The 26523-nt window shown below is 68.4% G+C and carries 22 protein-coding genes; 10 read left to right on the top strand and 12 right to left on the bottom strand.

The window, feature by feature from the left end; all coding sequences use genetic code 11:
- Nucleotides 1–143 precede the first annotated feature (143 nt).
- Together QHF83_RS02930 and QHF83_RS02925 are read right to left on the bottom strand one after the other, a co-directional pair.
- Nucleotides 144–935 carry a membrane lipoprotein lipid attachment site-containing protein gene (locus QHF83_RS02930; RefSeq protein WP_282416207.1) on the bottom strand — a complete coding sequence of 264 codons (792 nt, stop codon included), beginning with the start codon at nucleotides 933–935 and terminating at the stop codon, nucleotides 144–146.
- A gap of 195 nt (nucleotides 936–1130) precedes the next feature.
- Nucleotides 1131–1898 (bottom strand): NAD-dependent deacylase, encoded by a 768-nt coding sequence (locus QHF83_RS02925; RefSeq protein ID WP_282416206.1) that lies wholly within the window; start codon nucleotides 1896–1898, stop codon nucleotides 1131–1133.
- Nucleotides 1899–1958: 60 nt separating this feature from the next.
- On the opposite strand from QHF83_RS02925, the gene QHF83_RS02920 reads away from it, so the two are divergent.
- Both QHF83_RS02920 and QHF83_RS02915 read left to right on the top strand, forming a co-directional pair.
- The gene (locus QHF83_RS02920) at nucleotides 1959–3137 is read left to right on the top strand and encodes a saccharopine dehydrogenase NADP-binding domain-containing protein (protein WP_282416205.1); all 1179 of its coding nucleotides are present in this window, start codon (nucleotides 1959–1961) and stop codon (nucleotides 3135–3137) included.
- Nucleotides 3138–3186: 49 nt separating this feature from the next.
- A complete protein-coding gene (locus tag QHF83_RS02915) occupies nucleotides 3187–4290 on the top strand; it encodes a hypothetical protein (protein WP_282416204.1) in 1104 nt (367 codons plus the stop codon).
- 96 nt (nucleotides 4291–4386) lie between these two features.
- Here the strand turns inward: QHF83_RS02915 and QHF83_RS02910 are convergent, their stop codons facing one another.
- The gene (locus QHF83_RS02910; protein ID WP_282416203.1) at nucleotides 4387–5556 is read right to left on the bottom strand and encodes a hypothetical protein; all 1170 of its coding nucleotides are present in this window, start codon (nucleotides 5554–5556) and stop codon (nucleotides 4387–4389) included.
- Between the two features lie 226 nt (nucleotides 5557–5782).
- Between QHF83_RS02910 and QHF83_RS02905 the strand changes: the two genes are divergently transcribed.
- The 5 genes from QHF83_RS02905 to QHF83_RS02885 all read left to right on the top strand — a co-directional run bounded on the left by QHF83_RS02905 (nucleotide 5783) and on the right by QHF83_RS02885 (nucleotide 11060).
- Nucleotides 5783–6571 carry a MopE-related protein gene (locus QHF83_RS02905; protein ID WP_282416202.1) on the top strand — a complete coding sequence of 263 codons (789 nt, stop codon included), beginning with the start codon at nucleotides 5783–5785 and terminating at the stop codon, nucleotides 6569–6571.
- Nucleotides 6572–6981: 410 nt separating this feature from the next.
- Nucleotides 6982–8094: an AI-2E family transporter gene (locus QHF83_RS02900; protein ID WP_282416201.1), complete on the top strand. Its 1113-nt coding sequence runs from the start codon at nucleotides 6982–6984 to the stop codon at nucleotides 8092–8094.
- A complete protein-coding gene (locus QHF83_RS02895; protein ID WP_282416200.1) occupies nucleotides 8081–9688 on the top strand; it encodes an FAD-binding oxidoreductase in 1608 nt (535 codons plus the stop codon). The genes QHF83_RS02900 and QHF83_RS02895 overlap by 14 nt, the downstream gene beginning before the upstream one ends.
- A 131-nt stretch (nucleotides 9689–9819) precedes the next feature.
- A complete protein-coding gene (locus QHF83_RS02890) occupies nucleotides 9820–10320 on the top strand; it encodes a hypothetical protein (protein ID WP_282416199.1) in 501 nt (166 codons plus the stop codon).
- Nucleotides 10321–10403: 83 nt separating this feature from the next.
- Nucleotides 10404–11060 carry a DUF4215 domain-containing protein gene (locus tag QHF83_RS02885; protein WP_282416198.1) on the top strand — a complete coding sequence of 219 codons (657 nt, stop codon included), beginning with the start codon at nucleotides 10404–10406 and terminating at the stop codon, nucleotides 11058–11060.
- Nucleotides 11061–11124: 64 nt separating this feature from the next.
- Here the strand turns inward: QHF83_RS02885 and QHF83_RS02880 are convergent, their stop codons facing one another.
- On the bottom strand, nucleotides 11125–12051 hold the full coding sequence (locus QHF83_RS02880; protein ID WP_282416197.1) for an SDR family oxidoreductase: 927 nt from the start codon (nucleotides 12049–12051) through the stop codon (nucleotides 11125–11127).
- Nucleotides 12048–12926, bottom strand: a complete 879-nt coding sequence (locus QHF83_RS02875) for a lysophospholipid acyltransferase family protein (protein ID WP_282416196.1) — start codon at nucleotides 12924–12926, stop codon at nucleotides 12048–12050. Before QHF83_RS02875 ends, QHF83_RS02880 begins: the two co-directional genes overlap by 4 nt.
- A 186-nt stretch (nucleotides 12927–13112) precedes the next feature.
- Here QHF83_RS02875 and QHF83_RS02870 point away from each other — a divergent pair, with 186 nt between their 5' ends.
- Nucleotides 13113–14657: a hypothetical protein gene (locus tag QHF83_RS02870; protein ID WP_282416195.1), complete on the top strand. Its 1545-nt coding sequence runs from the start codon at nucleotides 13113–13115 to the stop codon at nucleotides 14655–14657.
- 130 nt (nucleotides 14658–14787) lie between these two features.
- On the opposite strand, the gene QHF83_RS02865 is transcribed toward QHF83_RS02870, so the two are convergent.
- The 3 genes from QHF83_RS02865 to QHF83_RS02855 form a co-directional block, all read right to left on the bottom strand.
- Nucleotides 14788–15264, bottom strand: coding sequence for a hypothetical protein (locus tag QHF83_RS02865; RefSeq protein ID WP_281311213.1), 477 nt, complete (start codon nucleotides 15262–15264; stop codon nucleotides 14788–14790).
- Nucleotides 15265–15342: 78 nt separating this feature from the next.
- The gene (locus tag QHF83_RS02860; RefSeq protein WP_282416194.1) at nucleotides 15343–16446 is read right to left on the bottom strand and encodes a 3-oxoacyl-[acyl-carrier-protein] synthase III C-terminal domain-containing protein; all 1104 of its coding nucleotides are present in this window, start codon (nucleotides 16444–16446) and stop codon (nucleotides 15343–15345) included.
- Complete coding sequence (locus tag QHF83_RS02855) at nucleotides 16443–18164, bottom strand: thiamine pyrophosphate-dependent enzyme (protein ID WP_282416193.1); 1722 nt, start codon at nucleotides 18162–18164, stop codon at nucleotides 16443–16445. The genes QHF83_RS02860 and QHF83_RS02855 overlap by 4 nt, the downstream gene beginning before the upstream one ends.
- 294 nt (nucleotides 18165–18458) lie before the next feature.
- Here QHF83_RS02855 and QHF83_RS02850 point away from each other — a divergent pair, with 294 nt between their 5' ends.
- The gene (locus QHF83_RS02850) at nucleotides 18459–18881 is read left to right on the top strand and encodes a DoxX family protein (protein ID WP_282416192.1); all 423 of its coding nucleotides are present in this window, start codon (nucleotides 18459–18461) and stop codon (nucleotides 18879–18881) included.
- Here QHF83_RS02850 and QHF83_RS02845 read toward each other — a convergent pair.
- Nucleotides 18852–20132 (bottom strand): DUF418 domain-containing protein, encoded by a 1281-nt coding sequence (locus QHF83_RS02845; RefSeq protein ID WP_282416191.1) that lies wholly within the window; start codon nucleotides 20130–20132, stop codon nucleotides 18852–18854. The genes QHF83_RS02850 and QHF83_RS02845 overlap by 30 nt on opposite strands.
- Before the next feature lie 80 nt (nucleotides 20133–20212).
- Between QHF83_RS02845 and QHF83_RS02840 the strand changes: the two genes are divergently transcribed.
- Nucleotides 20213–22924: a DUF2961 domain-containing protein gene (locus QHF83_RS02840; RefSeq protein ID WP_282416190.1), complete on the top strand. Its 2712-nt coding sequence runs from the start codon at nucleotides 20213–20215 to the stop codon at nucleotides 22922–22924.
- Between the two features lie 9 nt (nucleotides 22925–22933).
- On the opposite strand, the gene QHF83_RS02835 is transcribed toward QHF83_RS02840, so the two are convergent.
- The 3 genes from QHF83_RS02835 to QHF83_RS02825 are packed head-to-tail and all read right to left on the bottom strand — an operon-like array spanning nucleotide 22934 to nucleotide 26096.
- The gene (locus QHF83_RS02835; RefSeq protein ID WP_282416189.1) at nucleotides 22934–23719 is read right to left on the bottom strand and encodes a hypothetical protein; all 786 of its coding nucleotides are present in this window, start codon (nucleotides 23717–23719) and stop codon (nucleotides 22934–22936) included.
- The gene (locus QHF83_RS02830; protein ID WP_282416188.1) at nucleotides 23716–24627 is read right to left on the bottom strand and encodes a pirin family protein; all 912 of its coding nucleotides are present in this window, start codon (nucleotides 24625–24627) and stop codon (nucleotides 23716–23718) included. The genes QHF83_RS02835 and QHF83_RS02830 overlap by 4 nt, the downstream gene beginning before the upstream one ends.
- Entirely contained in the window at nucleotides 24627–26096 is a 1470-nt protein-coding gene (locus QHF83_RS02825; protein WP_282416187.1) for a GAF domain-containing sensor histidine kinase, read from the bottom strand. The genes QHF83_RS02830 and QHF83_RS02825 overlap by 1 nt, the downstream gene beginning before the upstream one ends.
- Nucleotides 26097–26523: the final 427 nt, after the last annotated feature.

The raw sequence follows: 26523 nt of genomic DNA, 5'->3' as shown, positions 1-26523 counted from the left end.
GGTCTTGCCTCGGCCTGTTCGATGAACTGCGCATCGCGCAGTTCATCGACCCCGGGTCCAGCGCTTGCGCTGGTCCGGGTCCAGGGGCGGACAGCCCCTGGTGGGGCCTGGGGCAACGCCCCAGCGAGGCGCCTCCCCTGTGACTACTGCGCGCAGTACTCTTCCTGGCCCGTCACTGCGGCCACGGCGACCATCGTTCCCTTGCTGATGACGAACTCGCTCAGGCCGACTTCGGTCCCGCCGGGGACCCAGTCGTATGTGTAGCCGAGCTGCGTCCAGGGATATCCGGGGTCTCCGTACGAGGTCATTCGCAGGTTCGTGATCCAGTCGATGTGCGTTTGCGGCGTGCCGGCGGGGAAGTCGAGCTGGGCGACGTTGTCGTCGATCTCGAGATCGGGCGAGGGGCGGAACATGCCGCTCATCGGGACCCAGAGCTCCACGACGCGGGTCTTGCCGTTGCCGGGCGGCAGACCGAGGAGTTGCTCCAGCCGCAGGTCGAGCTCGGCGCCCTTGAGACCCGTCGCCTTGCAGAACTCCGCGAGCTTGGGCGCCGCACTGACCCACACTTCCACGGGGAGGGTCGTCTCCATGCCGACGAGCGCGTCGTAGCCCGTATACGAGGTCCAGGTGACCATCTTCACCCGGCCGTTCGCGTCGAGCACGAGCTCGGCGTTGTCCGGCCGGATCTCCGTCAGCTTGTCGGAGATCTCGTCCGCCTCCGGGACCGAGGCATCGACGACGGCGGCCTTGTAAAGGGCCTCCAGATCTGCGCCGCCGCCGCTGCCACCCGCGCCGCCTGCGCCACCCGCGCCACCCGCACCGCCGCTGCCGCCCGCGCCGCCGTCGCCGCCCGCGCCGCCCGTGTTCTCGTTACCGCCGTCGCTGCAGCCGGCCAAGAACGCCACGAGCCCCAGAGCGACCAGAATCTGCTTCACGTTCCTCATCTCTTCTCCTCACAAGCGCGGCACCGGAAGACGGTGCCCAAAGACTCGCGCGATTCTTGGCGAGCGCGGCGCGCAAGGCAACCGATGTGCCAGCAGTTTGGCGTTTAGGATGCACGAGGAGGCTGAGGGGCCCTGTCCTCGATCGAGGACAGGAGGCCGATGCGGAGGCGCCTCAGGCGAGCCCGATCACGCGCGGGCCGGCTTGCTCTCGACGACGCGCCAGATGCCTTCGAGCGCCTCCACGGCGCCCATCGGCAACCGCAGCGCGACTGCGTGCGAGACGACCGTCGGCTCGGGGTTCACCTCGATCGTGGGCACGCCGCGCCTCGCCGCTTCGATCATGGGCTCGGCGATGTACGGGAAGAGGCTCGACGTGCCCACCGAGACGAGCACGTCGAAGCCACGCTCGAGCTCGCGCTGCAGCCGCTCGATCTTCGCGCGCGGGAGCATCTCGCCGAAGAGCACGACGTCGGGCCGCAGCACTTTTTCGCACTCGGTGCAGCGAGGGCAGGGGTCGAGATGCGCGTAGTCCTCGACGACCTCGGTGAATGTGCAGCTCGTGCAGAGCAGCCGGTGGATGTCGCCGTGGATGTCGATCACGTTGCGCGAGCCGGCGGCGCGGTGGAAGCCGTCGACGTTCTGCGTGAGCACCCAGCTCCGCGAAAGACGCTCCTCGATGCGCGCGAGCACCCGGTGCGCGGCGTTCGGCGCGGCGCCGCGGCAGGCCTGCTCGATCTGGTGGATGTACTTCCACGTGAGCTCCGGCGAGCGACGGAACACCGGGCCGGAGAGCGCCTCTTCGATGCGCATGCCCTCGTCGGTCACGCGATCGCCGTAGAGCCCGCCCACGCCGCGGTAGGTCGGGATCCCCGACGCCGCGGAGATACCCGCGCCCGTGATGAACAGAGCCGACCGCGCCTCGGCGATGAGCTTTCCGGCCTGCTCGATGCTCATGAGGGCAGAGAGTAGCACGGCGCTTCCTGCCCGAGGGCTCGCCGTGGTATCGAGCCACCCATGACGACCGAGCGCGAATACGACGTGGTCCTCTTCGGCGCGACCGGCTTCACCGGCCGCCTCGTCGCCCATTACCTCGCCGAGACGTCGAGGAAAACGCCCCTCCGCTGGGCCCTCGCCGGCCGCAGCGCCCAGAAGCTCGAAGGTGTCCTGCGCGAGATCACGTCCGTCCTGGCCGACGCTCCGCGTCCCTCGCTCCTCGAGGCGAGCTCCGACGACGCCGCCTCGCTCGCGCGCATGGCCCGCTCGGCGCGGGTCGTGCTCACCACCGTGGGGCCTTATGCCCTTTACGGCGAGCCGCTCGTCGAGGCCTGCATCCGCGAGGGCGCCGATTACGTCGACCTGACGGGCGAGCCGAGCTTCGTCAACCGCCTGATCGAGCGGCACCACGAGGACGCTCGCAAGGCGGGCGTTCGTATCGTGAACTGCTGCGGCTTCGACAGCATCCCGCACGACCTCGGCGCGCTCTTCACGGTGCAGAAGCTCCCCAAGGGCGAGCCCATCACGCTCGAAGGATTCGTCCGCACGATGGGCTCGTTCTCGGGCGGCACGTGGCAATCGGCGCTCAACGAAATGGGCGGCGCGGGCTTCGCCAGCAAGGCGCGCCCCTGGGCCAAGGAGCCGCTGCCCGGCGGCCGTGTCGTCGAGGAGCTCCGCCCGCGCGTGCGCAAGGAGCCCGAGCTCGGCGGCTGGGCTTGCCCCATGCCGTCGATCGATCCGCAAATCGTCCTGCGCAGCGCCCGCGCGCTCGACGTGTACGGCCCCGATTTCCGATACGGCCACAACCTCGTCTTTTCGTCCCCCCTGGCGCTCGCGGGCATCACGCTCGGGATGGGCGCGGTCGTCGGGCTCTCGCAGATCGGCCCAGCGCGCAAGCTGCTCTCGAAGCTCCGCCCCTCCGGCGAAGGCCCGAGCGCAGAAAAGCGCGCGCGAAGCTGGTTCCAGGTGACGTTCCGCGGCCAGAGCTCGAGCCGCCGCGTGCTCACGCGGGTGAGCGGCGGGGATCCCGGCTATGGCGAGACCTCGAAAATGATCGCGGAGAGCGCGCTTTGTCTGGCCTTCGATCGAGACCGCCTCCCGCCGCACGTCGGCGTCGTGACTCCGGCCGCGGGCATGGGCGACCCGTTGATCGAGCGGCTCCAGGCTGCGGGCATCCGGTTCGAAGTGCTCGAAGGCTGAACCTTCCGGGCGCTTCGGCGTGTACCCTCGGGGGATGCTCCCCCCTCGCATGCTCGCTCTCTCCCCGATAGCGCTTGCCTTGCTCGGCTGCGGCGGCCCCGCCGCCACGGATGCGCCCGTGGAGGGCGTGGAGGACGACGAGGTCCCCGGGGCGGTCTGCACGAACCGGATCGACTACCGGCTCGACGACGACGCTCGTATGAGCGCGGTCTACCATTACGACGAAGGCGGCCGCATCCTCCAGTACGTCGAGCGGACGGCGGACGGTAAGCAACTCTTCCTCGTGAAGCGTGACTACGACGCGAAAGGCCGCCGCGTCGCGCAGACGGTCGAGGATGACCGCCTCGGCGCTCCTCATCGCGAGATGACCTGGGAATGGGACGACGAGGATCGCGTCGTGCGCATCACCTACGTCGCCTCGAAACCCGAGGGCGACACGCACAGCGAATCACGCTTCTTCTTCGACGCCGCGGGCAAACCCGAGCGAGACGAGTTCTGGAAGGACGGGGCCCTCTCCAGCGTCGCGCGGTACCGGTATCTCGACGGCGAGCCGTTCGTCCTCGAAGTGGGCCGGGACAGCGATGGCGATGGCACGGAAGAATACGTCTTTCGCCAGTCCTACGCGGCGGGCCAGTGGCTCGTGAAGGCCGAGAGCGTGTACATGAACGGCGAGCAGATCGTTACGGAGGATTTTTTCTATGACGACCTCGCGGCGGGGCACGTCTCGCGGCGTGATTTCGACGCCGACGGCGACGGCCAGATCGATTACGTCGATCGCGTCTTCTGGAACGAAGGCGGGCTCATCGCGCGCATCGAGTACGATACGAAAGGGGACGGCGTGCTCGACCAGTCGGTCGACTTCGAGTACGAGGCGGGGCGGCTCGTCCGGCGCACGTGGGACGTCTTCGATCAGGGCACGCAGAAGTTCATCACCGACGTCGCTTGGTCCGGAGCGCGGCTCGAGCGCGTCGCGCGGCGGGACGCCCCGACGGGGCAAGCCATCGAGACCTGGATCTTCACCCATGGCTGCGCGGGGGACCTGCCGATGGACGTCCCGATCGCGCCCATCCAGGGCTTTCGTTACGAGCTCCAGACGTACCCGTTCGTCTTGCATTTCGAGGCGTACTTCCGCGGCTTCCCCGAGATGCTTTGACGACGAACGTACCTCTTGGCTTCTCGAGCCGACTTTCGTCGGGGGATCGGGGCGCGCGGGAGCTCCGGAGGACGCCCGCGCGCTCGATCCCATCCTTCACTTCGGGTTCAGCACGCAGTCCCCGCTCCACTGAATCGGGTCGCCCATGTCGACGACCTCGAAGTCCGAGGGCTGGATGTCCGCGAGCGCGTAGGAGTCCACGCCGACCTCGTCCCATTTGTGGGTCGTGAACCGATCGCTCTGCGCCGTGAGCGCGATGTTGCCCGCGTCGGCCAGGAACATGCCGTACTTCTGCAGCCCCCGCGCGATGACGCGCGCGCCCTCGGACGGCAGCGTGTCGAGCGGGTAATCCGCGCGCAGCCGGAAGCGCACGCCGTAGGGCGGCGCGTTCGGGCCGCCGGACGTCGGGCCCGTGCTGTGCGTGCCCGGATGCACGTACACGTTGTCGCGAATGCGCGCGTTCGGCAGGATGAACCGGATCGCGTGGTCGATCGACCCCGCCGCCACCTCGTCCGCCGAGAACAACATCGCCGAGATGGGGAAGCCGCCCGCATCCGCGGAGGTGCAGCCCTCGCCGCGCAGGTTCGGCGGGTACGACTTCGTCAGGTTCCACGTCACGGCGCAGCCGCCGTAGAACGTGTTGCCCACGATGTTCGCCCGCCACATTTCATAAAGCGTCTTCGTCGGCTGGTGCACGACGAGCAGGTGGCAATCGCCGTCGTTGACGCACTCGTAGCCCTGCTCGCCCTCGATCGCGCCGCCCGCGGGGACGGGGAAGGGGACGTGCTCGCAATCCGGATTGTAGAAATCGTCCGTGGTCTGGAACGTGCGCATCTCGGTGTTCGCATCCGCCTGGAGCAGCTCGATGCTGAAATCGATCCGGAACGCGCCCGCGCCCCAGCCGCCATTGCTCTCGAGCCAGCCCGTGATCGTGTCCGACTCGGCGTTCTTCGGCAGGGCCGAGACGTCCTTGTTCCAGGGATTCGGCGCCTCGAAGAGGCCGGACGGCGTGCCCGACCCGCCGGAGCCGCCGCTGCCGCCGACGCCCCCGCCGCCGCTGCCGCCGATGCCCCCGCCACCGCTACCGCCGATGCCCCCGCCACCGCTACCGCCGCTGCCGCCGGAGGCACCACTGCCGCCGGCGCCGTTGCCCCCGCTCCCGGTCTCCCCATTGCCCGACCCGCAGGCCGCAAGCAAAGTAAGGGCGCCGATCACGCCCAGAACACGCCCCCATCGCCCCACCGAGCCAATTTCGTTTCGAAGCATGTCTCGTTGTACACGCGGGACGAAGGCGCGGGAAGGCCCACGAGGGGCGCGGCGCACCTATTCGAGGCGCGCGTCGATGGTCAAATTCCGTCCGCGACTCTCGAAGGTCTCTTCACGAATTCCCTTTGGTGACCCCCGCTACGAGCTTCGAAGCATCGTAGAGGGTCGCATGACTTGGCGCGGGCAGCCGACGGCGGCTTTCCGCCCGACTTGGGGAGGTAGCGTGATGAGCGAGCAGGTTCTCGTGGGATGGGCGGCGATGATTGCGGTGGGGCTCCTCGTGGGAGCCTCCGGTTGCGCGAGAGGAACGACACCGGAAGTCGTGGTCGAAAACCTCATCGGCAGCGGAGGCGGAAGCGGAGGGAGCGGCGGCGGAGGCGGAAGCGGAGGCGGTAGCGAGAGCCTGAGCGGAAACGGCGGCGGAGGCGGAAGCGGCGGCAGCGCGTGTGGTGCCCCCGAGGTCTGCAACGGGATCGACGACGACTGCGACGGCGAGACCGACGAGGACGTCGCAGACCTCGGCAGCCCCTGCAATACGGGTCTCCTCGGCGCTTGCATGGAGGGCGTTTCAGGCTGCGACGGCGGCAAGCCGTTCTGTTCGGCGACGATCGCGCCCACGGACGAGGTCTGCGACGGTCTCGACAACGACTGCGACGGCGAGACGGACGAGGGCAGCCCAGGCAGCGGCGGATCGTGCAACACCGGCGAGTTCGGCCCCTGCGCGGCAGGGTTCGTCGTGTGCGCCGCAGGCGCGCTCGCATGCATGCCCTCGGTCTCCCCGCAAGCCGAGGTCTGCGACGATCTCGTGGACAACGACTGCAACGGTCAGGTGGACGAGGGATGCAGCGCAGGCCCGCCGCTCTGCGCGCACGACCCATGCACGCCCGGAGACAAACTCGATCCGCTCTGCGACCCTTGCGTGAACACCGTTTGCGTGATCGACAAGACGTGCTGCAAGTCGGCGTGGGACGTCTTCTGCGTCGGCACAGCCCAGGTGCATTGCGCCTGCCCCTGAGAGCGCGGAGCGGCGCGGAGCGGGGCGTTGCCCCGCACCCCAGCAGGGGGCTGTCCGCCCCCTGCACCCCGGACCAGGCACGGCCTGGACCGAGGGCGGATGAACCGCGCGATGCGCGGTTCATCCGACGGGCCCGTGACAAGACCACGAACCGCGTTGCCTGCTGAGACAGCAGCGCGAGCAGACACGTCAACGCTGCGGTCTCGACGGGCAGCCCGTCGCCGGTCTTGACCTGGCCCGTTCGATGAACTGCGCATCGCGCAGTTCATCGACCCCGAGTCCAGCGCTTGCGCTGGTCCGGGTCCAGGGGTGGACAACCCCTGGTCGGGGTCCGGGGTGAAACCCCGGCGCGGCGCTACGCTACGGGGGGGGTGCGCGAGGCGGCTTGGCCGGCTAGGATGGCCTCCGCCTTGGACAAGCGCGTCCCGTCTCGCTCTGACGTTCTCCTGCAGATTGCTGCCTTCGTGGTCATCGTCGCGGCCCTCCATGCGGCTGCGAGCGTGCTCGTGCCGTTCATGATGGCGCTCTTGCTTGCCGTCGTCAGCGCTCCGCCGCTCGCGTGGCTCGAGAAGCGATGTGTCCCCGAGCCGGTTGCTGCCACGCTCGTCCTCCTCGCGAACATTGCCGTCCTCAGCGCGGGTGCGTCCGTCGTTGCGGGCTCGGCGACCGAGTTCGGTGAGGCCGTGCCTCGTTACCAGGCTCGGATCGACATCATCGCCGTGGAGCTCACGACTTGGCTGCGCGGACACAACGTCCATGTCCCTCGGGGGGCCATCACCCAGATGATCTCGCCTGGCACCATGCTCTCGTTTGGCGCTGGGATGATCCGTGATCTGGCGGGGCTCGTCTCGAACATCTTCATCGTCCTGCTCATCCTCGGCTTCATGCTCTTCGAGTCGCGCACGTTCTCGCGCAAGCTCCGGGCCCTCGCGGGCGAGCGCGGCGGCTACGTGGGCCTCTTCCCGGGGATCGTCGGCGATGTGCAGAACTACCTCTTCATCAAGACCGTCATCAGCATCGCGGTCGGCCTCCTCGCGGGCCTCATCGTCTATGTCCTCGGCGTGGATTTCGCGCTGCTCTGGGGCCTCGTCGCGTTCCTTTTGAACTACATCCCCAATGTCGGCGCGATCATCGCTGGGGCGCCGCCCGTCTTCTTCGCGCTCCTCTCGCATGGCCCGGGGCGGGCGCTGGCCGTCTCGGCGGGGTTTCTCGTGGTGCACACGGTGCTCGGCAACATCCTCGAACCTGCTTGGATGGGCCGCAGGCTCGGATTGTCGGCGACCGTGGTGTTTCTCTCCCTCCTGTTCTGGGGCTGGCTCTGGGGACCGGCGGGCATGTTCCTCTCCGTTCCCCTCACGATGGTGGCGCGTATCCTCCTCGAAGGCAGCGACAAGACGCGCTGGATGGCCATGCTCCTCGATTCGAGCGCGCCTGCGGACGCGCCGGCCGAGCCGCCCGTGGGTCCGCCGAGCATCAAGCCCGCGCTGGGCGCGGAGGAGCCGAAGAGCGATGAGCGAGCGTGAGCGGAGCTTCTGGGCGTGGGGATACGCGGACGCTTTTCCGGACGAATCGGGCCGGCAGGCGCTCGCCATGCAGGTCGGCGCTTTGCTCGGCCGGGAGTTTTCCCCGCGGCCCTTGCCCTCCCTCGAATCGGCGCGCCTCCCGCCTCCGCGCGTCGCGCCGCCCGCTGCCTTGGCTCCGATTTCCTCCGCCGCGCCGAAGGACCGCATCCTCCACACGTACGGCAAGGGGTATCGCGACATCGTCCGGGCCTACCGCGGTGATTTCTCGGTCGCCCCCGATTGGGTGAGCTTTCCTCGGTCCGAGGAGGACATCGAGCGCTTGCTCGCCCATTGCGCGGCCGAGGGCATCGCCGTCATCCCGTATGGCGGCGGCACGAGCGTGGTCGGGGGCGTCGAGGCGAACGTCGGGGATCGCCCGCGCGGCGTGGTCTCGCTCGACATGCGGAGGCTCGATCGGGTCCTCGAAATCGAGCCCGTCTCGCGATCGGCGCGCATTCAGGCCGGCGCGACCGGCCCCGTCCTCGAAGAGCAGCTCGCCCCGCACGGCCTCACGCTGCGCCATTTCCCGCAGAGCTTCGAATTCTCGACCCTCGGCGGCTGGATCGCCACGCGCGCCGGCGGCCACTTTGCGACGCTCTACACCCACATCGACGACCTCGTCTCCTCCGTCCGGATGATCACACCCGCCGGCACCTGGGCGAGCCGCAGGCTCCCGGCTTCGGGCGCGGGGCCGAGCCCGGATCGGCTCGCGCTCGGCTCCGAGGGGATCCTCGGCGTCATCACGGAAGCCTGGGTGCGCTTGCAGGCGCGGCCCCGGTACCGGGCCTCGGCGAGCGTGACGTTCCCGCACTTCGCGGACGGCGTCAAAGCGTGCCGCATGCTCGCGCAATCGGGCCTCTACCCCTCGAATTGCCGATTGCTCGATCGAACGGACGCCCTGATCGGCGGCGTCTTCGTCGACGGCGGGGCCGTGCTGCTCCTCGCCTTCGAATCGGCGGATCATCCGCTCGGGCCCTCGATGAACCGGGCCCTCGAAATCACGACCGAGGCGGGTGGCGTTTGTCCCGAAGGACCGGTGCTGCGCGAGGATCGCGGCGAGGGGGCACGAGCGCAGGCGACGTACAAGCAATCGTTTTTCCGCGCGCCGTACCTGCAGAGCGCGCTCGTCTCCCTCGGCGTCCTCGCGGACACGTTCGAGACGGCGTGTACGTGGGACAAATTCGAGGAGCTCGACTTCGCCGTGCACGAAGCCGTGCTCCCGGCCCTGCAGCGCGCTCTGGGCGGCGGCGTTCTCGCGCGACGTTTCACCCACGTGTATCCGGACGGACCCGCGCCGTATTACACGTTCCTCGGCCCCGCGCTCGAAGGTCACGAGCTCGAGACGTGGGCGGCCATCAAGGACGCCGCGAGCCGCGCGATCCTCGCGTCGGGCGGCACCATCACCCACCACCACGCCGTCGGCCGCGTGCACCGCCCCTACTTTCGCGACGAGCGACCCGAGCCATTCGAGGCCGCGCTCCGTGCCGCCAAGCGCGCCGTCGACCCTGCCGGAATCATGAACCCCGGCGCGCTCTTCGACCCCGAAGAACGCTGAACGGCAGTTTTTCTCGACATACGAAATCCCCTGGCGCGCCGGACGTAGGCCGTGCGAGCGCGCCGCGCCGCGAGCATTGGCTCGTACGGCCCCCCGGCGGGTGCTAGAGATTGGGCGTCATGGGGGGAACGATGCATTCTCGTGAGAACGCGAGGGGTCTGGGGCGCGTGGTCGTGCGGGGCATTCTATCGCTCGTGGTCCTCGCGGGCGGGCTCTGCCATTCGGCGAACGGCCTCTGCCGCGAGCCCTGGGAGGTCTCGGTGCCGCCGCCCATCACGCCCGACAGGGGCGCCGAGGAGGTCATCGAGGGCGGCGTCGCGGCGACCGTGCTCTTCGCCTCGTTCGGCATTGGCCTTGGCGCCGCGGCGGCGACGATCGACGCGGAGAGCGAGCGGCTCCGGTCCGATCCCTGCCGGAGCTGCCCCGGCGGTTTCAATGACATGCAGCGCGACATGGCATTCCTCGCGAACGCCTCGATCCTGTCGTTCATCGGCGCCGGCGTCGCGGGCTTCGGGACGGCCCTTTATGCCATCAACGTCGAAGACGACGTGTCGACGGCAAAGAAGGGGCCCGCGCCCCAGGCGGTGGTGCTCTTCCAGGGCGGGCTCCTCGGCGTCCAGGTTCTCTTCTGACCGAGGCGTACATCCGGTTCTGACTTTTTCGGGGGTATGTCGTCATGGCGCGTAAACGAGTTGAACGTGATTTTTTGTGGATCGTGGCTTGCGCACTTTCCGGCTACGGCTGCATGATCGAGGGCGAATTCCTCGAGGATCTCGTGCCGTCGGGGCGCGACCTGGGCGTCAGCGCGCTCGAGTCGCGCTGCGGGGACGGCGTCCGCCAGGGCAAGGAAGCGTGCGACGATGGCAATTCGGCGCCGGGCGACGGCTGCGATAGCGCGTGCGAGGTCGAGCTCTGCTGGACCTGTGAGGAGGTGCTCCCGGGCGCGCGCAGCACGTGTGGACCGCAATGCGACGCGGCCGCGGGCCAGTCCTGCGTCATGGGCACGTGCGTGAGCTGCAGCGACGGCATCCGCAATGGCCACGAGACCGACGTCGACTGCGGCGGCGGCTCCTGCGGTCCGTGCACCCAGGGCCTCGCCTGTGGAAAGGAAGGCGATTGCGCGACCGGCTTCTGCTCGGGCGGCGTGTGCTGCAACGAGGCGTGTGGCGCCGCGTGTGTCCGCTGTGATCTCGAAGGCTCCGTGGGCATCTGCGCCTACGTCCCGGAGAACGAGACCCACGAGGACCGCACGTGCGGCGGCGGCACCTCGGTTTGCGACGGCAAGGGCGCCTGCAAGAACGTCGCCGATCAGGCGTGCACGATGGGCATCGAATGCCTGAGCGGCAAGTGTCTCGGCGGCAAGTGCCAGTGAAAGGTTTTTCCGCGGGGCGCGCTCCCGAAGAGCGGGCGCGCCCCGCGTTTTTTTGATTCCCGCACTATCCCCGCACGGGGAATGCGTTCCGATATTCTTCCATCGCCCGGACCTCGTCCACCTGGTGGACGAACCCCGTGGCCGCGCGGAACGCCTCGCTGTCGACGACGACCGGATACATGATGTGCGCGAGCGCGCCCGGAGGCAGGCGAGGCAAACCGAAGCGGCCGAGCGCGGCGCGGAAGGCGAACTCGGGGAGTGGAATGGGCGCCCGCCCGGTCCCGCGAACGACCACGGAGAGCGGCACCGGCTGCGGCCCCGCGACGTTGTAGACGCCCTGCACCCGCTTCTCCAGCGCGAGGCAGATCGCCGTCGTGACGTCCTCCTCGTGCATGAAATGAAAGAGCGGATCGAAGCCCAACACCATGGGCACGTGCCGCCCGCGCAGGAACGTGGCGAGCGTCCCGTGCCCCGTGGGCCCGAGCGTGTACACCATTCGGAGGACCGTCGTGCACAGGTTCGGCAGCCGCCAGAGCGCCGTGCACGCATAGAGATCGGCCGCGACGAGGTCGGAGAGCTCCGGGAAGGTGGTCACCGCCATCGGCGGATCCTCTTCCTTGTGATAAAGCGGCGAATCGGCGGCCGCGCCGTAATAGGTGTGTCGTCCGACGAAGATCGCGTGCTCGACGCCCCAGTCGCGGCAATGCTCGAAGACGGCGCGTGTGCCGCCGAGGTTGATCTTGTAGCGCTCGGCGGTCTTCTCGACGAGGTGCGTGACGGTGGCCATGTGAATGACCGCCTGCGGCCGCCGCTTGCGGAAGACGTCCTCGGCCGCGCGCTTGCGGATGTCCACGTTGTGGAGCTCGATTCCGGGCGGCGCGTCGGGCCATGGCCGGCGATCGATTCCGATGACCTCGTGCCCCTGCTCGAGCAGGCGGCGCGCGACGCGCTGACCGAGCACGCCCCCGATTCCGGGAATGAGAACCCTCATCGCTGCTCCTCCTTCGTGCCGCCCGTCTCACCCTCGATCCGGGCCTCGTCCTCCGCGTCGCGCGACCAGGCGAGCGCCTTGCGCCGCCGCTCTCGGCCCACCTCGATGAGGCCGGCGATCCTCTGCTTCACCTGCTCCACGTACCCCTCGATGACCTCGTCCTCCTCGGTCCCCGTCCCATCGAAGTTCATGGGCGCGGAATACGTGAGCTCGAGCCGCACCGGCGCCGGGAGCGCGACGCCCCAGGGCGTGATCGGGACGTAGGGCGCGCCGAGCAATTTTCCAAGGGCATACGAATTCGCGATCGTGGGAATGGCCTCGCCGCCGCCGACGAACCCGAACGGAATGATGGGCGTCCGCGTCTTCATGGCGAGGCGCATGAAGCCCGATCCGAAATGGACGAGCGTGTTGCGCTCGGGATAAAGCTTCGCCGTGCCGCGGGCTCCCTCGGGGAAGATCATGAGCAGGCGCTCGTCGTGGAGCAGGTGCTCGGCCGTCTCGACGAGGCCGGTGAGCTGCCCGCTACGCGTGGCCAGAAGCCCCATGAAGGGCGTTTGGGCCATGAACTTCTCGGCCATGCCCTGGGCGAGCCGGGGGGGCTCGAGCTCGAAGAAGCAGGACGTGATCACCATGGCGCCGTCGATCGCGATCCCGCCCGAGTGGTTGCCGACGAGCATGGCGCGGCCGCGGGCCGGGACGTGCTCGATGCCCTCGACGCCGACGCTGAAGTAATGGCGGTAGAGGAACCGAAGGAGCGTGAACAGCCGAGCGAGGTGCTGCTTCGAGGCGCCGTAGGGATCGACGCCGTAGGCGTTGAAGGGGAGCTCCAGGCGGTCGACGCGGGCGGCGATCTCCGGATCGATGAGCAGGGACACAGGGTTTCTCCAGACGGCGGGGGCGAGGGAGAATAGGCGGAAGGCGAGCCGCGAGGCAAGGGCAGATCACGCTCGCCGATGTGGGGCAGCGCTCCTAACTCTTTCGGCTGGCCGTTTCGGGGGCCTCCTTCGATTTCTGCTCGTGATAGACTCGCTCGATCGGACCCAAGGCAAAGGAGGCCTACAATGAAGGAGTTCATGAAGCTCAAGGCGGCGCGGTGGGAGCGCATCCTGTCGCACCCGTTCTTCGATTGGCTGCATTCCGACGCGGTTCCGCTCGAGGACAAGGTCCTGATCGCGCCCATCATGACCGTGTTCGTGATGAACTTCCGCGACGCGAGCCGGTATTTCATCCGCTTCCCGAAGCCTCGCAACCGCTTCGAGGAGGCGCTGAACGGCGGCACGCGCGAGGACGAGACGCACTCGCGGCTCTTCCTCGAGGACTGGAGCAAGATGAAGCTCGACGAGCGCCTCGGCTTCCGCGCGAGCGACATGCTCTGGTGGCTCTTCCTCTCGAAGGAGAACGAGCGATTTCGTTATTTCGTCCTGGAGTTCGGCCGGCTCGACGTCGAGGACGCGGGCGATCCGCTCGTCCGCTTCGCGCACTCGGAGGCCGGCGAGGCCGCGGGGAACGCGTTTTTCCACCACATGGCGAAGGTCACGAGCGAGATCGAGGCGAAGACGGGGCTCCGGTACATCTACTACGGCAATCACCACCTCGATCGGGAGCCGGGGTTCGTCTGGGGATCCAAAGGCGTCTTCGACGACGAGGTCCTCGACGATCGGCAGCGGCCGCTGGCGATGCGATTGGCGAACCGCATGTTCGACCTCTTCGAAGAGGTCCACGATTGCTTCCTCGAGTACGGGCGCACGTACATGCAGCCGGGCCGGCTGCCGCGAAGGCCGCGCGAGGAGGCCATCGCGCCCCGCGCGGAAACCGAGCCGCGGGAGCGGCCTTCGCGCGAGGTCGAGCTCGAGCAGCCCATGGCGCTTTATCACGAGGACGTCCTTCGTGTCATCGAGGAGCGCAAAGCGCAGGCGGCGCGCCATCCCTTCTATGCGTGGCTGCGCGACGAGACGAGCGTCTCGCCCCGGGAAAAGCTCATGCGTTTCCTCCCGCTCTGGGTGCCCGACATCATGGGCTACCGCGATCTGAACCGATACGCGGTTCGTTATCCCGAGCCGAGCACGCCGAAGGAGCGGCGCATCAACGAGTGGTGTGACGACCTCGAGACGCACAGCGCGCTCTTCCTGCACGACTGGCAGGCGCTCGGGATGGATGAGGTCCTCGGCTGGAAGGCGAAGGACACGTTGAAGTTCCTGTTCCTCGATCCGCAGGTCGAGGCGCACCGGAAAAACCTCGCGACGTTCGCGAAGCTCGCCATGGGCCACCGCGATCCGGCGATGCTGTTCTGGTTCGTCGCGGCCCTGGAGGCGAGCGGCCACGCGTTCTTCGAGAACATGAAGAGGCTCGCGGAGGTGGTGGAGAAGGAGCGAGGAATCCGGCTCGATTATCTCTGCGACCGGCATGACGTTGCGCACGCGGCAGGCGGCGAGCGACTCCCGCGTCAGGCCTTCATCACGAGCGAGCGCATCACCACGGCCGAGCGCGACGTGGCCATTGGCATGGTCGAGACGATCTTCGACGCGCTGGAGGAGCAGCTCACGATATCGCTCGAGGCCGCGCGATCGAACAAGCTCGGCATTCCGAGCGAGCGCGGCGCGGCTTAGCTTTCGTCAGGCCCTCGGGCCGAGCGCCTTCACGATTTCGGGGGGGAACTGTCGCTCGGGGGCATTGGCTTCGTCCTCGTCGCTACCCGCCCCACAGCGGAGCGTCAACGGATTGGCGCAACTGCCTCGTTCAGCCCTTCGCCGCGGCCGCTTTCATGGCCTTGACGTCGGCGAGGATCACCTGCGCCTCTTCCTCGCTGAGGAACTTCGCCTTGCGCGCCACCCACAGAATGCCCTCCTCCGTGGTCGACGCGATCGTCCACGGAAAGATCACGCGCGTGAGCGACTGCAACGTCTTCACGGTCGCGCGGATCGCGCCGGCCTTGAGGCCCTGGCCCTCGATGATGAACGCGTGCGCCAGGATGTGCTTCTCGAGCGCGCGGGTCGCCTGACCGAGCGCGTTCGCCGCGGCGCGCTCGGGGGCGCCGTGGTCGGCGCTGGTGATCACGACGAAGATGCTCCCGCCCGGGTGCGCCGACATGATTTTCGAGCCGCGCTCGTTCACCTGGACGGCCGCCTGCAGCGTCGGCGCCTGCTTCCACAGCACGACGAGCACGGGTGGACGCCACCCCATGGCCACGGCAGGTTGGTCGTAGACGATCTCCACAGCTCGGAACGCTAGCAGGAGAAACGTCCGCGGAAAAGCGCCGCGTTCGAGGCGTTTGCGGGGGTACCTTCGGCGGTCCTACAAAACCTCGATGGGCAGACCCGGCGCGGGGCCGAGCGCCACGTCGCCCCAGCGAACGAGGGCCGAGCCCGAGCTCGACGCGCTGCCGACGGTGTGGAGCAAGACGAGATCCCCGCGCCGGATCGGCAGCTCGGCCGCGGCCGTGTACAGGTTCACGGGCATCAGCGCGGGGCCGCAGTTCGCATACCGCGGGAACGTGTCGATGGTGCGCGACCGATCGAAATCGAGGACACGCGCGCAAAACGAGGCATACCACGCGGTCGGGGTGTTCACGACGAGCCAGTCGACGTCCGACATCCGGAGCCCCGCTTTCTGGAGCGCCATGTCCGCCGTTTTTCGCAGATACGGCTCGGAGACCTGGCGCAGGACCTTGCTCGCGCTCCGATCCGAGCGGAGCCGCACCACCTGCTTGCCGCGCTTCGGATCGTCGACGACGTCGAGCAGGAAGGCCTTGCACGTCTCGGCGCTGTGCAGCATCGCCGAAGCGACGAGCCCTTCGCCTTCGGGCACCTCCGAGACCACGAACGCCCCGGCGCCGTCGCCGGAGAACCACGACATCGTATCGTGCTCCTCGACGGATCGCGAATACGTGCACGAGACGACGCCGAGCACGTTCCGGTATTGCCCGGCGCGCACGAGCGCACACGCGGTCTCGAAGACGGCGAACGCCCCCGAACACGCGGTCTCGAGGTTCCACGCGGCCGAGGTGAGCCCGAGCTCGCCGGCGAGGAACGTGGCGTGGCCGATCCCCATCACGTCGTGAAAAAGCGAGCACGCGATGACGAGATCCACGTCCGAGCGCGCGATCTTCGCCGCCGTGAGGGCCATCGTCGCGGCGCGCGTCTCGAGCTCCAGCGCATTCTCGTGCGGCAGGAGCACGCGCCGCTCCTTTGCGCCGCGGAACGGGTCGTCGAGGTATTTCGCCATTTCGGCGTCGAACGCGTCCGGCGCCTCGCGCGGCTCCTCGGGCGCGGCCCACACGTTTCGTTTTTCCACGGCCGCGCCGAGCATCTCGGGGTAGTGGCGGCGCCAGTAATCGTTCGTCTTCAGGCCACCGGGGAACGTGATGGCGAGGGATCGCATCCCTGCGGAGGTACTCATGGGGAAAAGCTCTCCTTGGCGGTTTGCGCCTCCAGGCTTCGAACACGGCTCGTGATGGGCGGTCGTTCCTCCGGATCCACCCGGACGTCCACCACGAAGGGTTTTCCCGCCGCGAGCGCCTCCCCCAGCGCCGCTTCGAGCTCTCCCTCCCGCTCGACCCTCGCGCCGAGCGCCCCGAGTCCCCTTGCGACGAGCGAAAAATCCGTATCGGGCAGCGTGGTCTCCACTGGATCGTACCCCGACGCGCGCATGCCGTGCTCGACGATACCGTATTGACGATCGTTCAGCACCACCCAGACCGCCGGGATACCGTATCGCACGGCCGTGCTCACCTCCTCCAGCATGAGCATCGATCCGTCGCCCACGAGCGCGACCGCCGCCTTGCCCCGCGCGCGTGCGGCTCCGACGACGCCCGTCGTCGCGTGGCCCATCGATCCGAAATGCAACCCCGAGCGATATCGCCCCGGCTCCTGGAACCGGAGCACGTGGTTGCCCCACACGAATGCGCTGCCCGCCTCCGTGAGCACGGCCGCGTCGGACGATTCGACCACGACGCGCTGCACCGCCTCGAAAAGGAAACGCGGCCGGACCGCCCCTTCCTCGAGCGGATCGAGCGGCGCCGTCCGCGGCAATCGAGGCAGGGCGGGCGGCGCTCCCGGACGCGCCAAAAGGCGCGGGAGCAGCGCGGAGAGAAACGCGCCGATCTCCGCCTGCACGCCGAGCGTCTCGGCCGAGGGATAGGCCGCGCCGAACACCGCGGGATTGACGTCCACATGAATGAAGCCACGCGGCGGCACGAGGTCCTGCCGCCAGAACGACGTGCATTCCCAGAGCCGCGTGCCGAGGACGAGCGTGCGCCGGATGCCCGCCGCCTGGAGGCACGACGCGACCCGCGCGTGGCTCCCGACACCCGTGGTCCCGACGAAGAGCGGGTGATCCTCGGGGAAAATGCCCTTGGCGCGCGGCGAGCACATCACGGGCATCGAGCATCGCTCGGCGAGAGCGCGTACCCGCGAAACGGCCTTCCTCGCGCCGAAGCCCACCCAGAGCGCGCAGGGCTCTTCCGTGAGGATCTTCGTCACGGCATCGAGCGCCTCGGCGGAGGGAGCCGGGCCGGGCAGCGCCTGCGTGTCGAAGAGGTCCGGGCCTTCGAAGAGCGCCTCTTGCACGCTCAACGGCAAATGGATGTGCGCGACGAACCCCTCCACGGCACGCGCACCGACGGCCAGCCGTCGGAGGACGACCGACAACTGGGAGGGATGCTCCAGGGTCGTCGCGTAGTGGAAGATGGGGCCGTCGGAGAGCAGGCCCGCGGGGAGGGTTCTTGCGGTCGTCTCCTGGGCGGCCCCGCGATCGCGCTGCGAGGGCGAAGTGCCGCCGGAGACGAGCACGACCTTCGCGCCCTCGATGCGCGCGGCGGCGAGCCCCGTGATCGCATTCGTGATCCCGGGGCCGGCCGTCGCGAACACCACGGTCGGGCGATCCTGGGCGAGGCTCTCTTCGAGCGCCGCGAACGCCGCGCCGGACTCGTGGCGGCAGTGCAGGACGCGCACCCGGCTCCGCGCGAGCGCGTGGCAGAACGGGACGATGGAGCCGCCGCCGAGCCCGTAGCCGACCTCCACGCCGAGGCGCGCGAGGAACGCGGCCAGGACCTCGGACACGGACGCGCGGGGCGCCCCGGGCCCGACGAGAGGGAGCGGTGCAGATGCGTGGTGCATGAGGGATGCTCGGACGGGCAATCATACGCCTGGGCCAGGTACGGCTCAAACTTGCTCGACGGTTGGTCAGCGGCTCCACACAGGGCGAGGTGAGCCGGGATGCCCGCCCGCACGACATCCGAACCGCCCTCCTCACGATCGGTGGAGTTTGCCGAATCGGCGCGCGTAAAAAATCGTTCGGGGGGACCGATGAGTTTTACGGGGTCGGCCGGTCCATGGGGTGTGTCGACGGCGCGGGGGACCGGGCCGCCGAACCGGAAACGGCCTTCCAGCCGATCCAGAGGAGGAACGACGATGGTGACGAATGTTCTTGCATCCGAGCGCCCGATGGAACCCGTGTCGACGAAGACGTCCTGGTCCGGGCGTATCCTCAGCGGCCTCGCGGTGGCGTTCCTGCTCTTCGATGCGGCGATCAAGTTGATGGCGCCGCCGGAGGTGCTCGCGGCGCACGATCAGCTCGGCTTTCCTCCGGATCTGGCCCGCACCCTCGGGACGCTCCTCCTCACGTGCGTCGTGACGTACGTGATTCCGCGGACGTCGTTTCTCGGGGCGATCTTGCTGACGGGGTATCTCGGCGGCGCGATCGCGACGCACGTGCGCGTCGGCAATCCGCTGTTCAGCCACGTCCTGTTTCCGGTCTACGTCGCCGCATTCATCTGGGGCGGGCTCTTCTTGCGGGACGCGCGTCTACGCGAGCTCCTCCTGCCGCGCCGGTAATCGGAGCGGCTGCATTCGACCGTAGGCCATCGAGCGCCAGATCCACTCCATCGGCCCGAAGCGGTAACGCGCGAGCCACGCGTGCGCGAAGATCACCTGCAGCGTGAAAATGCCGAGCGTGATCGGGAGCGCATACCACACGTGGAGCCGGCCCGCGAGCCCGAGCCCCCAGCCATAAAAGACGAACGTGCTCGCGAGGCTCTGGCCGAGGTAGGTCGAGAGCGGCATCCGGCCGACCGGCGCGAAGATCAGGAGGGCGCGGCGAAACGAGGGGCGCTGCATCAAGAGGACCACCGCCGCTGCGTACCCGGCCGCGAGCAGCACGACGCCGAGCTCGTGCGGAATGATGATCGCGAGCCCGACCCACTCCGGCATCACGATGCCATTGCGCTGGAGCTGCATGCGCACGGGCTGGATCGCGGAGCCGAGGAGGCCGAGCCCGAGGCCCCAGCCGAGGAGCTTGCGGAAGAACGGGAGGCGCGCCTCGGCCTCCTGAAAAATCCTCGTCGTGCCGGCCCAGGCGCCGAGCAGATATCGTCCGACGAGCCATACGAAATACCAGACCCAGATGAAGCCCACGTGATAGTAGGCCTGCTTCACCTGCATCACGGTGAGCACGCGGCGATCGGTCCCCGTGATCGCCGCATAAAGCTCCGCCCGGAACGCCATGAAATCGGGCGGCGTCGGCGTATAGGCCCGGAGGGCCTTGAAGACGGGGGGAATCCAGAAGACGAACATCGGGACGAGCGTGAAAAAGAGGCCCCACGCGATGAGCTTCCAGCCGCGCACGCGACGGAACAAGAGAAGCCCGAAGCCGGCGATCGCATACCCCCACAGGATATCGCCCCACCAGAGCAGGAGCACGTGCGAGACGCCGATGAGCGCCATCGCCGCGAGCCTGCGGACGTGCAGCGGCACCACGCTGCGCCCAAGCGCCTCGGCGCGCTGGAGCTGCACGGCAAACCCGAGACCAAAGAGCATGGTCAGGAGCGCCATGGCCTTCCCGTCGACGAAGAGCCCGAGCAGGAAGAGGAACACCCTGTCGATGGTGCTCGACTGCGCGAGGGCCACCTCGCGTGGCATGAACGCGGTGGCGCTGAACCAGGGCACGGTGTTCGCGAGGAGCACGCCGTAGAGCGCGAAGCCGCGTAACACGTCGAGAGACACGACGCGCTCCACGGCGGTGGCGGGCGCGAGCTCCATCGTATTCGTTTTCGTCGGTTCGGCTTCCCCCTGACCGGTCTCCGTCATCGGCGCAGCATACACGTTCGTGGACGCGACGAGCAAGGCGCCCGGCACCATTCCAGCGGGGACCACATTAGGTTTGCCGCATGCCCCTCCAGCACCTCCTCGGCGCGGCCCTTGCAATCGCCCCGCATGCGGCTTCTTTGCCCATCTCCCCGGTCCTCTCCGAGCTCCTCACCTTTCATCCGGGGTGGATCACGAGGAGCGTGACCACGCACGATCCCGCGGGGGGAAACGACGATGGATTCCGCGCGGGCGTGGCCGTCGAGGGGGAGTTTCGGGTTCTTTTTCATGCGCGCGGGGAGGGGAGGATCACCCGGATCTGGATCACGGCGCCGCGCAAGGAGCTCGAAAAAGACGGCCAGGAGCTCTGGATCGAGGTCGATGGCCAGACCACGTTTCGTGGAGACCCCCGCGATTTCTTCGAGGGACGCGGCCCCTACCGGGCCCCGCTCGTCCTCGGCGTCGACGCGAGCTCCGGCGCATACACGAGTTATGTGCCGTTCGCGTATTCCCGCGAGGCCAAGGTGCGGTATCGCGGCGTCCCCCTTTATCATCAGATCACCTACCGCGAGGGGCCCGGATCCGCGGCGGGCCCGGACGCCGAGGCGCTCTCCCGGTTCCTCCGCGAGGACTGGACGGAACACCCGCCAACGTTTGGCCCCGGAGCCACGCTCGGACCCGGTGCGACCCGCATTCTCGCCACCGGGCCGACCACGATCTCCCGGCTCTTCGTCGAGCTCCCAGCCGCGCGCCTCGGGGATCTCCGGGTGCGCATCGGGGAGCAGCCCCCCGTGCCCGCGTCCTTCTTTTTTGGCCTCGCCGGCAAGAGGGACGCGATCGACCAAGGGTGGGTCACGTTCCGGAGCGCGCTCCACGCGGCGTGGAACATGGGCGTCGTCGGGCGGGTCGCGACGCGCCTGCCCATTCCGCTCGGGGAAGGGGAGGCGCTCACGATCGAAACGGCGGGGAAGGATCCGATCGAGGAAATCAAGGTCGCCACGGATCTCGCGGAGGGCCGCCCCGGCGTGCGGCTCGCCGCGCAATATCGCGATCAGGAAGCGCCCGGGCGTGAGACCACCATGACCATGTTCCAGAGCGACGAACCCCTCCAGTTCGTGGGGCTCCTGGAGAACCTCGACGAGGGCCTCCGCGGCGATCGACGGTACCTGGAGGGCGACGAGATGATCCGGACCGACGGAATGCGCTACCCGGTGCAGCACGGGACCGGCACCGAGGACTACTACAATGGCGGCTGGTACTTCCTCGGGGCCCACGCGAATCCGCTGAGCGGCCAGCTCCGGTTCATCGTCACCGATCCGGAGGACGAATGGAAACACGCGAAATTCGAGCATTCCCTCTATCGGCTGCACGTGCCCGACCCCATCGTGAGCCGCTCCGGGATGCGCTTCGGCTTCGAGGTGGGCCCGACGGGCGCCTACACGCCGCTGCGCGTGCGTTCGCTCGGGCTCGCCTACGTGTTCTCCGGGATTCGCGCGATCGGAGAGCAGGTTGCGCGGGTACGGTCTCCGCGTCTTCGAACGTCGGCCGTCGACGCCGAGCGTGAAGCGCCCGTCCATACGTTCCCGGTGCGGGAGCGCCGCGGTGTGACGAAGATTCTCTTGCGTTGCCCGTCCGAAGACGCTCGCGCGCTCTTGCTCGTCCGCGCATACGCGCAAACCCGCGGTCCGCAGGAGGCGCGCGTGCGGCTCGACGGAAAAGACGTCGGCGGCTTCTTCGAATCCCAGCAAAACCGGGAGCGCGCGCTCGCCGAGGACGCGCTCTGGATCGAGCTTCCTCCCGGGGCATGCGCGGCCGGAAAGGAGTCCGCCCTCGAGATCGACGGGACCGATTCCCCCGCGCGTTTCAGCGAGAGCAGCTACCGCCTGCGGTATTTCACGGAGTCCGGATTGCCCACGCTTTCCCAGGGGCAAAGCGTAAAAATCCTGGATACCGGGTCGCTGCCCGAGGGACGCCATTATGTCAACGACCACTCGTTGATCGAGCTCGCCGATGGGCGATGGTTGCTCACGGGCATCTTCCACGAGGAGCCCTACCATGGCCTCGACGAGCGCGCGTTCGTCCACGCCCTCGCCGACGGCCCCGGGCCCGCGCGCTGGTACGAGGCCTCCGCGCCGAGTTTTTCGATCGCGCCCCAGCGCTTCACGCTAAAGGCACAGGCCGACGAGCCCTGGATCTGGGCTCCCCACCTCGCCCGTGATCACGACGGAAGCGTGGTCATGATGTACCATGTGGGCGCGAGCGACATGGACCGCACGCGATTCCGCATCGCGCGCTCCACCGACGGGATGCGTTTTGCGCGCGCCGGAGGGACGCTCTTCGAGGATTTCTGCGTCGCCCGCGATCCCATGCTCGTTCGATTCGCGGATCTCTGGGTCGTCTATTACACGCGCTGCGCCTCGAAGGACCACCGCCTGAGCGGCGTCGCGTACCGAACGTCGCTCGACCTCGCGACGTGGAGCGAGCCGAGAATGGCCTTGACGCTGGGTCCGGACACGATCCGGCACGACAGCGGCCATACCGAGTCACCGTTCGTGTTCGAACGAAACGGATGGTTTTACCTGACGGTGACGAGCTACCCGACGGCCTGGGACGCCACGTTCGTGTATCGCTCGCGCACGCCGTTCTCCTTCCCGAGCGAGCCCATCGCGCGCCTCTCTGCGCACGCGGCCGAGTGGGTCGCCGAGGGAGGCAACTTCAACACGGGCCGCCTGTTCTTCACGCACGCCGGCTCGGGGCAGGGGGGTGTGTACCTGCAGGAGCTTTTTGGCCTCTGAGCGAGCGCCTCAATCCCGGACGAGCCGCCTGCGGACCAGAAATCCGGCGCCCACGACGAAATGCATGAGCACGAACGCGCCGGCGCCCGCGGCGACCCCGGCGAGGAGCTGCTTGGAAGGCAGCTCCTGCCGCACGATCACGAACCCGAGCCCCGTGAGCGCAATCCCCGCGAGGGCCGAGATCCAGGGGACACGCGCCGGCGCATCGCTGTACGGTCCGCTGCCGACGATGTCGAGCCCGTCCCGCTCGCCGAGGGCCTGCGCGAAGCGGAGCGAGGCGGCCTCGAGCCGCACGCGCCCCGCCGTCTTCCGCAGCCGCGCGGAAGGATCGTGACTATCGCAATGGGGTATGTCGAGCGAAACCCCCGCCACCGCGAGCGCCCGCGTCCGCGTCGACGGGGCGCCGCAGGTGCAGCAGATCGCCGGCAGCTCGCCCGGCGATCCCCGCAAGAGCACGCCGAACGAAGGCACGTCGCTCGCTCGATCCGGCGGGGTGAGCACGAGGCGACCGCCGTCGACCTCGACGAACCGCTTGCAATGGTCGCACTGGTGCCCCACGCAATCGATCTTCAGCGACAAACCCTGCACGGTCCCGCCGCACCCCGGGCACGCAGCGACGTACGCATACGCGAACGCGGCGACGATCAAGAAGACCACGCCGAGGACGAGCAGCACCGTGAGCGTCCAGGTGATCCACGAGGGAAACAGGATCGCCGGCAGAAACGCGACCCCGAGGCGCGCCGAGGCCCACGCGAGATCATACGTGAGGCTCGTGGTGGAGCGCCTGAGGCTCATTCGGGCAGCGGGATGAACTCGACGTCGTCGCCCGGGATCTTCGGGAAACGTTGCTCGCGCCAGTCGGCCTTCGCTCGTTCGAGGCGCTCCTTCGAGCTCGACACGAAGTTCCAGAAGATGTGCCGCTCCCCGTCGATCTTCGCGCCGCCGACGAGCATCACGTTCGTCGCTTCGATCGCCCGGATGCTCACCTCCGCGCCCGGACGGAGCACGATCATCGCGCCCTCCGTGAACGTCTTGCCGCCGCACGTGATGCTGCCGTCGACCACGTACACGGCGCGCTCTTCGTGCTCGTCGGTGACCTGCAACGTCGCGTCCGCCTCGAGTCGAGCGTGCACGTACAGCGTCGGCGAGAGGACGCCCGTCGGGGCCTTCGCGCCGTACGCGGTCCCGGCGATGACGTGGATCTCCGCGCCGGGGAGGTTCACGATCGGGATCGTGCTCCGCGGGTGATGCTCGAAGCGCGGCTCGATCTCCTCGTCCTTCTGCGGCAGCGCGACCCAGGTCTGGATCCCGTGCATCCGCCCGCCGCTCGCCTTCACCTCGGGCGACGTGCGCTCCGAGTGCACCACGCCACGCCCCGCGACCATCCAGTTCACGTCCCCCGGCCGGATCGGCTGCTCGGAGCCGAGGCTGTCGCGGTGCACGAACACGCCTTCGAGGAGGTACGTGATCGTCGCGAGCGCGATGTGCGGATGCGGCCGCACGCCGATCCCTTCGCCCGGCGCAAAATCGACGGGGCCCATGTGATCGAAGAAGATGAACGGCCCCACGAGCCGCCGCATCGGCGACGGGAGCACCCGCCGCACGACGAAACCCCCGAGATCACGCGGGCGTCCTTCGATCACGAGATCGATCCCGCCGTCTCCCCTCTTGCACTCCGGATCCGCGTCGAGATGGCGGCTCATCAGGTTCTCCTCGGTACGTGTTCCACGGCGGCAGCATACCTCGGCGAACCTTCGCCGCGATAGTCGCCTGTCTTCGACTCGCCATCGCGGCAGACCTCGCGCGCCTCCGAGGGAAGGGGAAGCGTGACCGTGAACGTGGCCCCGTGATCGCTGCCCGCGCTCTCGGCTTTCACGGTGCCGCCGTGCATCTCCACGAGGTGGCGCACGATGGCGAGGCCGAGCCCGAGCCCACCCTGCGGCCGGGAGGCGGAGCTATCCGCTTGGCGGAACCGATCGAACACGTACGGGAGAAACGAGGCGCTGATGCCCTTGCCGGTGTCCCGCACGATCATGTGGACGAGCCCCTCGTCGCGGGTGATCTCCACCTCGACGCGGCCGCCCCGCGGCGTGAATTTGATGGCGTTCGCGAGCAGGTTCCAGAGGACCTGCCTGAGCCTGTCGGGATCGCCGAACACCGGGATGGAAGGGGTCGCGGGCATGATGCGGAGCTCGATGCCCTTGGCCCGCGCCGCGGGGCGGACGACGTCGAGCACCTCGCGGACGACGTCGCAGAGATCCATGAGCCGCTGCGCGAGGCCGAGCTTTCCGGTGATGATGCGCGAGACGTCGAGCAGATCGTCGATGATCCGCATCTGCGCGCGGACGTTTCTGTCGATCGCGCCGAGCGCGCGGGCGCGCGTGTCCGCGTCGGACTCGCGCGTCGCGAGGACCTGTGCCCAGCCCAAGATCGCCGTGATCGGCGTGCGCAGCTCATGCGAGACCAAACTCAAGAACTCGTCCCTCAGGCGGCTCGCCTCCTCGGCCTGTCTCCGCGCCTCCTCGGCCTGCGCGCGCGCCTCCTCGGCCTGCCGATGCGCCTCCTCGGCTTGCCGGCGCGCATCCTGCGAGGTCTTGTAGAGCCGAGCGTTGTCGATCGCAGTGGCCGCTTGTCCGGCGATGCCGACGACGATCCGCTCGTCCCGCTCCGTGAACACGCCCGGCTCGGCATGGCCGAAGAGGAGGGCCCCGAGCACCCTCCCGCAGCGCGATACGACCGGGACCGCGAGATAGCTGCGGATCGGCAGATGATTCTCCGGCATCCCCTGATACGGTGGTCTCTTCCCGTAGCGAGGATCCGCGTACACGTCGTCGAGGCGGACCACGTGCTCGCCCCGCAGGGTCGGTCCGAACAGCGAGGTCCTGTGGGGCAGGGGGAAGCGCTCGAAGGTTTCGCGCGCAGCGCCGGAGAGCGTGTAGAGCGTCAGGTTCTCTCCGGCGTCGCTCCGGTCCGTATAAAAAAACGCGCCGAACTGCGCATCCGTCAGCGCAGTCGCCTCGTCCGTCAGCTTCTGCACGAGCTTGTCGAGGTCGAGCTCGGCCGCGAGGGTGGTGCCGATGCGCTGGAGCGTCTCGTTGATCCGGATCTCCTCGCGCAACTCCCGCTCGGCGCGTCGCTTCCGGCTATCGGAAAAATACGCGTCCAGGACCACCCCCGCGAGGCTCCTCGCAAGGTAGCGCAGCGGTCGCACCCGCCCGCCCGGCGGGCACATGGTCCTCCCCATGGATGTGCATTCCCCCAGGTACGGAATCGCCGATCGCTCGGTTCATCCTCTCGCTCGTATCCCGCGTCCGGGTGACGAACGTAATGCGATCCGCAGCAAACGCACATGGCCCGCGTCGTGCGTCCAGGCGAACGCACGGGCTGGCAGGGGCGTAGCGCCGGGGTTTCACCCCGGACCCGAGCAGGGGCTGTCCGCCCCTGCACCCGGACCAGCGCAAGCACTGGACCCGGGGTCGATGAACTGCGCGATGCGCAGTTCATCGAACAGGCCGAGTCAAGACCGGCGACGAGCTGGCCAGCCAAGACGGCGGGGCCGACGTATCTGCTGCCGTCTGGTTGGCAACGTGGTTCGTGGT

Origin of the sequence: Polyangium sp. 15x6, from assembly GCF_029960785.1 — a bacterium.
GTDB lineage: Bacteria > Myxococcota_A > Polyangia > Polyangiales > Polyangiaceae > Polyangium.
The sequence above is the reverse complement of the archived record's forward strand: the minus strand, read 5'-3'. Positions and strand labels throughout refer to the sequence as shown.

Excerpts from the sequence above, each read along its gene's own strand:
- QHF83_RS02925 (WP_282416206.1), bottom strand. The coding sequence starts at position 1,898 with ATGAGCATCGAGCAGGCCGGAAAGCTCATCGCCGAGGCGCGGTCGGCT.
- QHF83_RS02920 (WP_282416205.1), top strand. The coding sequence starts at position 1,959 with ATGACGACCGAGCGCGAATACGACGTGGTCCTCTTCGGCGCGACCGGC.
- QHF83_RS02915 (WP_282416204.1), top strand. The coding sequence starts at position 3,187 with ATGCTCGCTCTCTCCCCGATAGCGCTTGCCTTGCTCGGCTGCGGCGGC.
- QHF83_RS02910 (WP_282416203.1), bottom strand. The coding sequence starts at position 5,556 with ATGCTTCGAAACGAAATTGGCTCGGTGGGGCGATGGGGGCGTGTTCTG.
- QHF83_RS02905 (WP_282416202.1), top strand. The coding sequence starts at position 5,783 with ATGAGCGAGCAGGTTCTCGTGGGATGGGCGGCGATGATTGCGGTGGGG.
- QHF83_RS02895 (WP_282416200.1), top strand. The coding sequence starts at position 8,081 with ATGAGCGAGCGTGAGCGGAGCTTCTGGGCGTGGGGATACGCGGACGCT.
- QHF83_RS02890 (WP_282416199.1), top strand. The coding sequence starts at position 9,820 with ATGCATTCTCGTGAGAACGCGAGGGGTCTGGGGCGCGTGGTCGTGCGG.
- QHF83_RS02880 (WP_282416197.1), bottom strand. The coding sequence starts at position 12,051 with ATGAGGGTTCTCATTCCCGGAATCGGGGGCGTGCTCGGTCAGCGCGTC.
- QHF83_RS02870 (WP_282416195.1), top strand. The coding sequence starts at position 13,113 with ATGAAGGAGTTCATGAAGCTCAAGGCGGCGCGGTGGGAGCGCATCCTG.
- QHF83_RS02860 (WP_282416194.1), bottom strand. The coding sequence starts at position 16,446 with ATGAGTACCTCCGCAGGGATGCGATCCCTCGCCATCACGTTCCCCGGT.
- QHF83_RS02855 (WP_282416193.1), bottom strand. The coding sequence starts at position 18,164 with ATGCACCACGCATCTGCACCGCTCCCTCTCGTCGGGCCCGGGGCGCCC.
- QHF83_RS02850 (WP_282416192.1), top strand. The coding sequence starts at position 18,459 with ATGGTGACGAATGTTCTTGCATCCGAGCGCCCGATGGAACCCGTGTCG.
- QHF83_RS02845 (WP_282416191.1), bottom strand. The coding sequence starts at position 20,132 with ATGACGGAGACCGGTCAGGGGGAAGCCGAACCGACGAAAACGAATACG.
- QHF83_RS02840 (WP_282416190.1), top strand. The coding sequence starts at position 20,213 with ATGCCCCTCCAGCACCTCCTCGGCGCGGCCCTTGCAATCGCCCCGCAT.
- QHF83_RS02835 (WP_282416189.1), bottom strand. The coding sequence starts at position 23,719 with ATGAGCCTCAGGCGCTCCACCACGAGCCTCACGTATGATCTCGCGTGG.
- QHF83_RS02830 (WP_282416188.1), bottom strand. The coding sequence starts at position 24,627 with ATGAGCCGCCATCTCGACGCGGATCCGGAGTGCAAGAGGGGAGACGGC.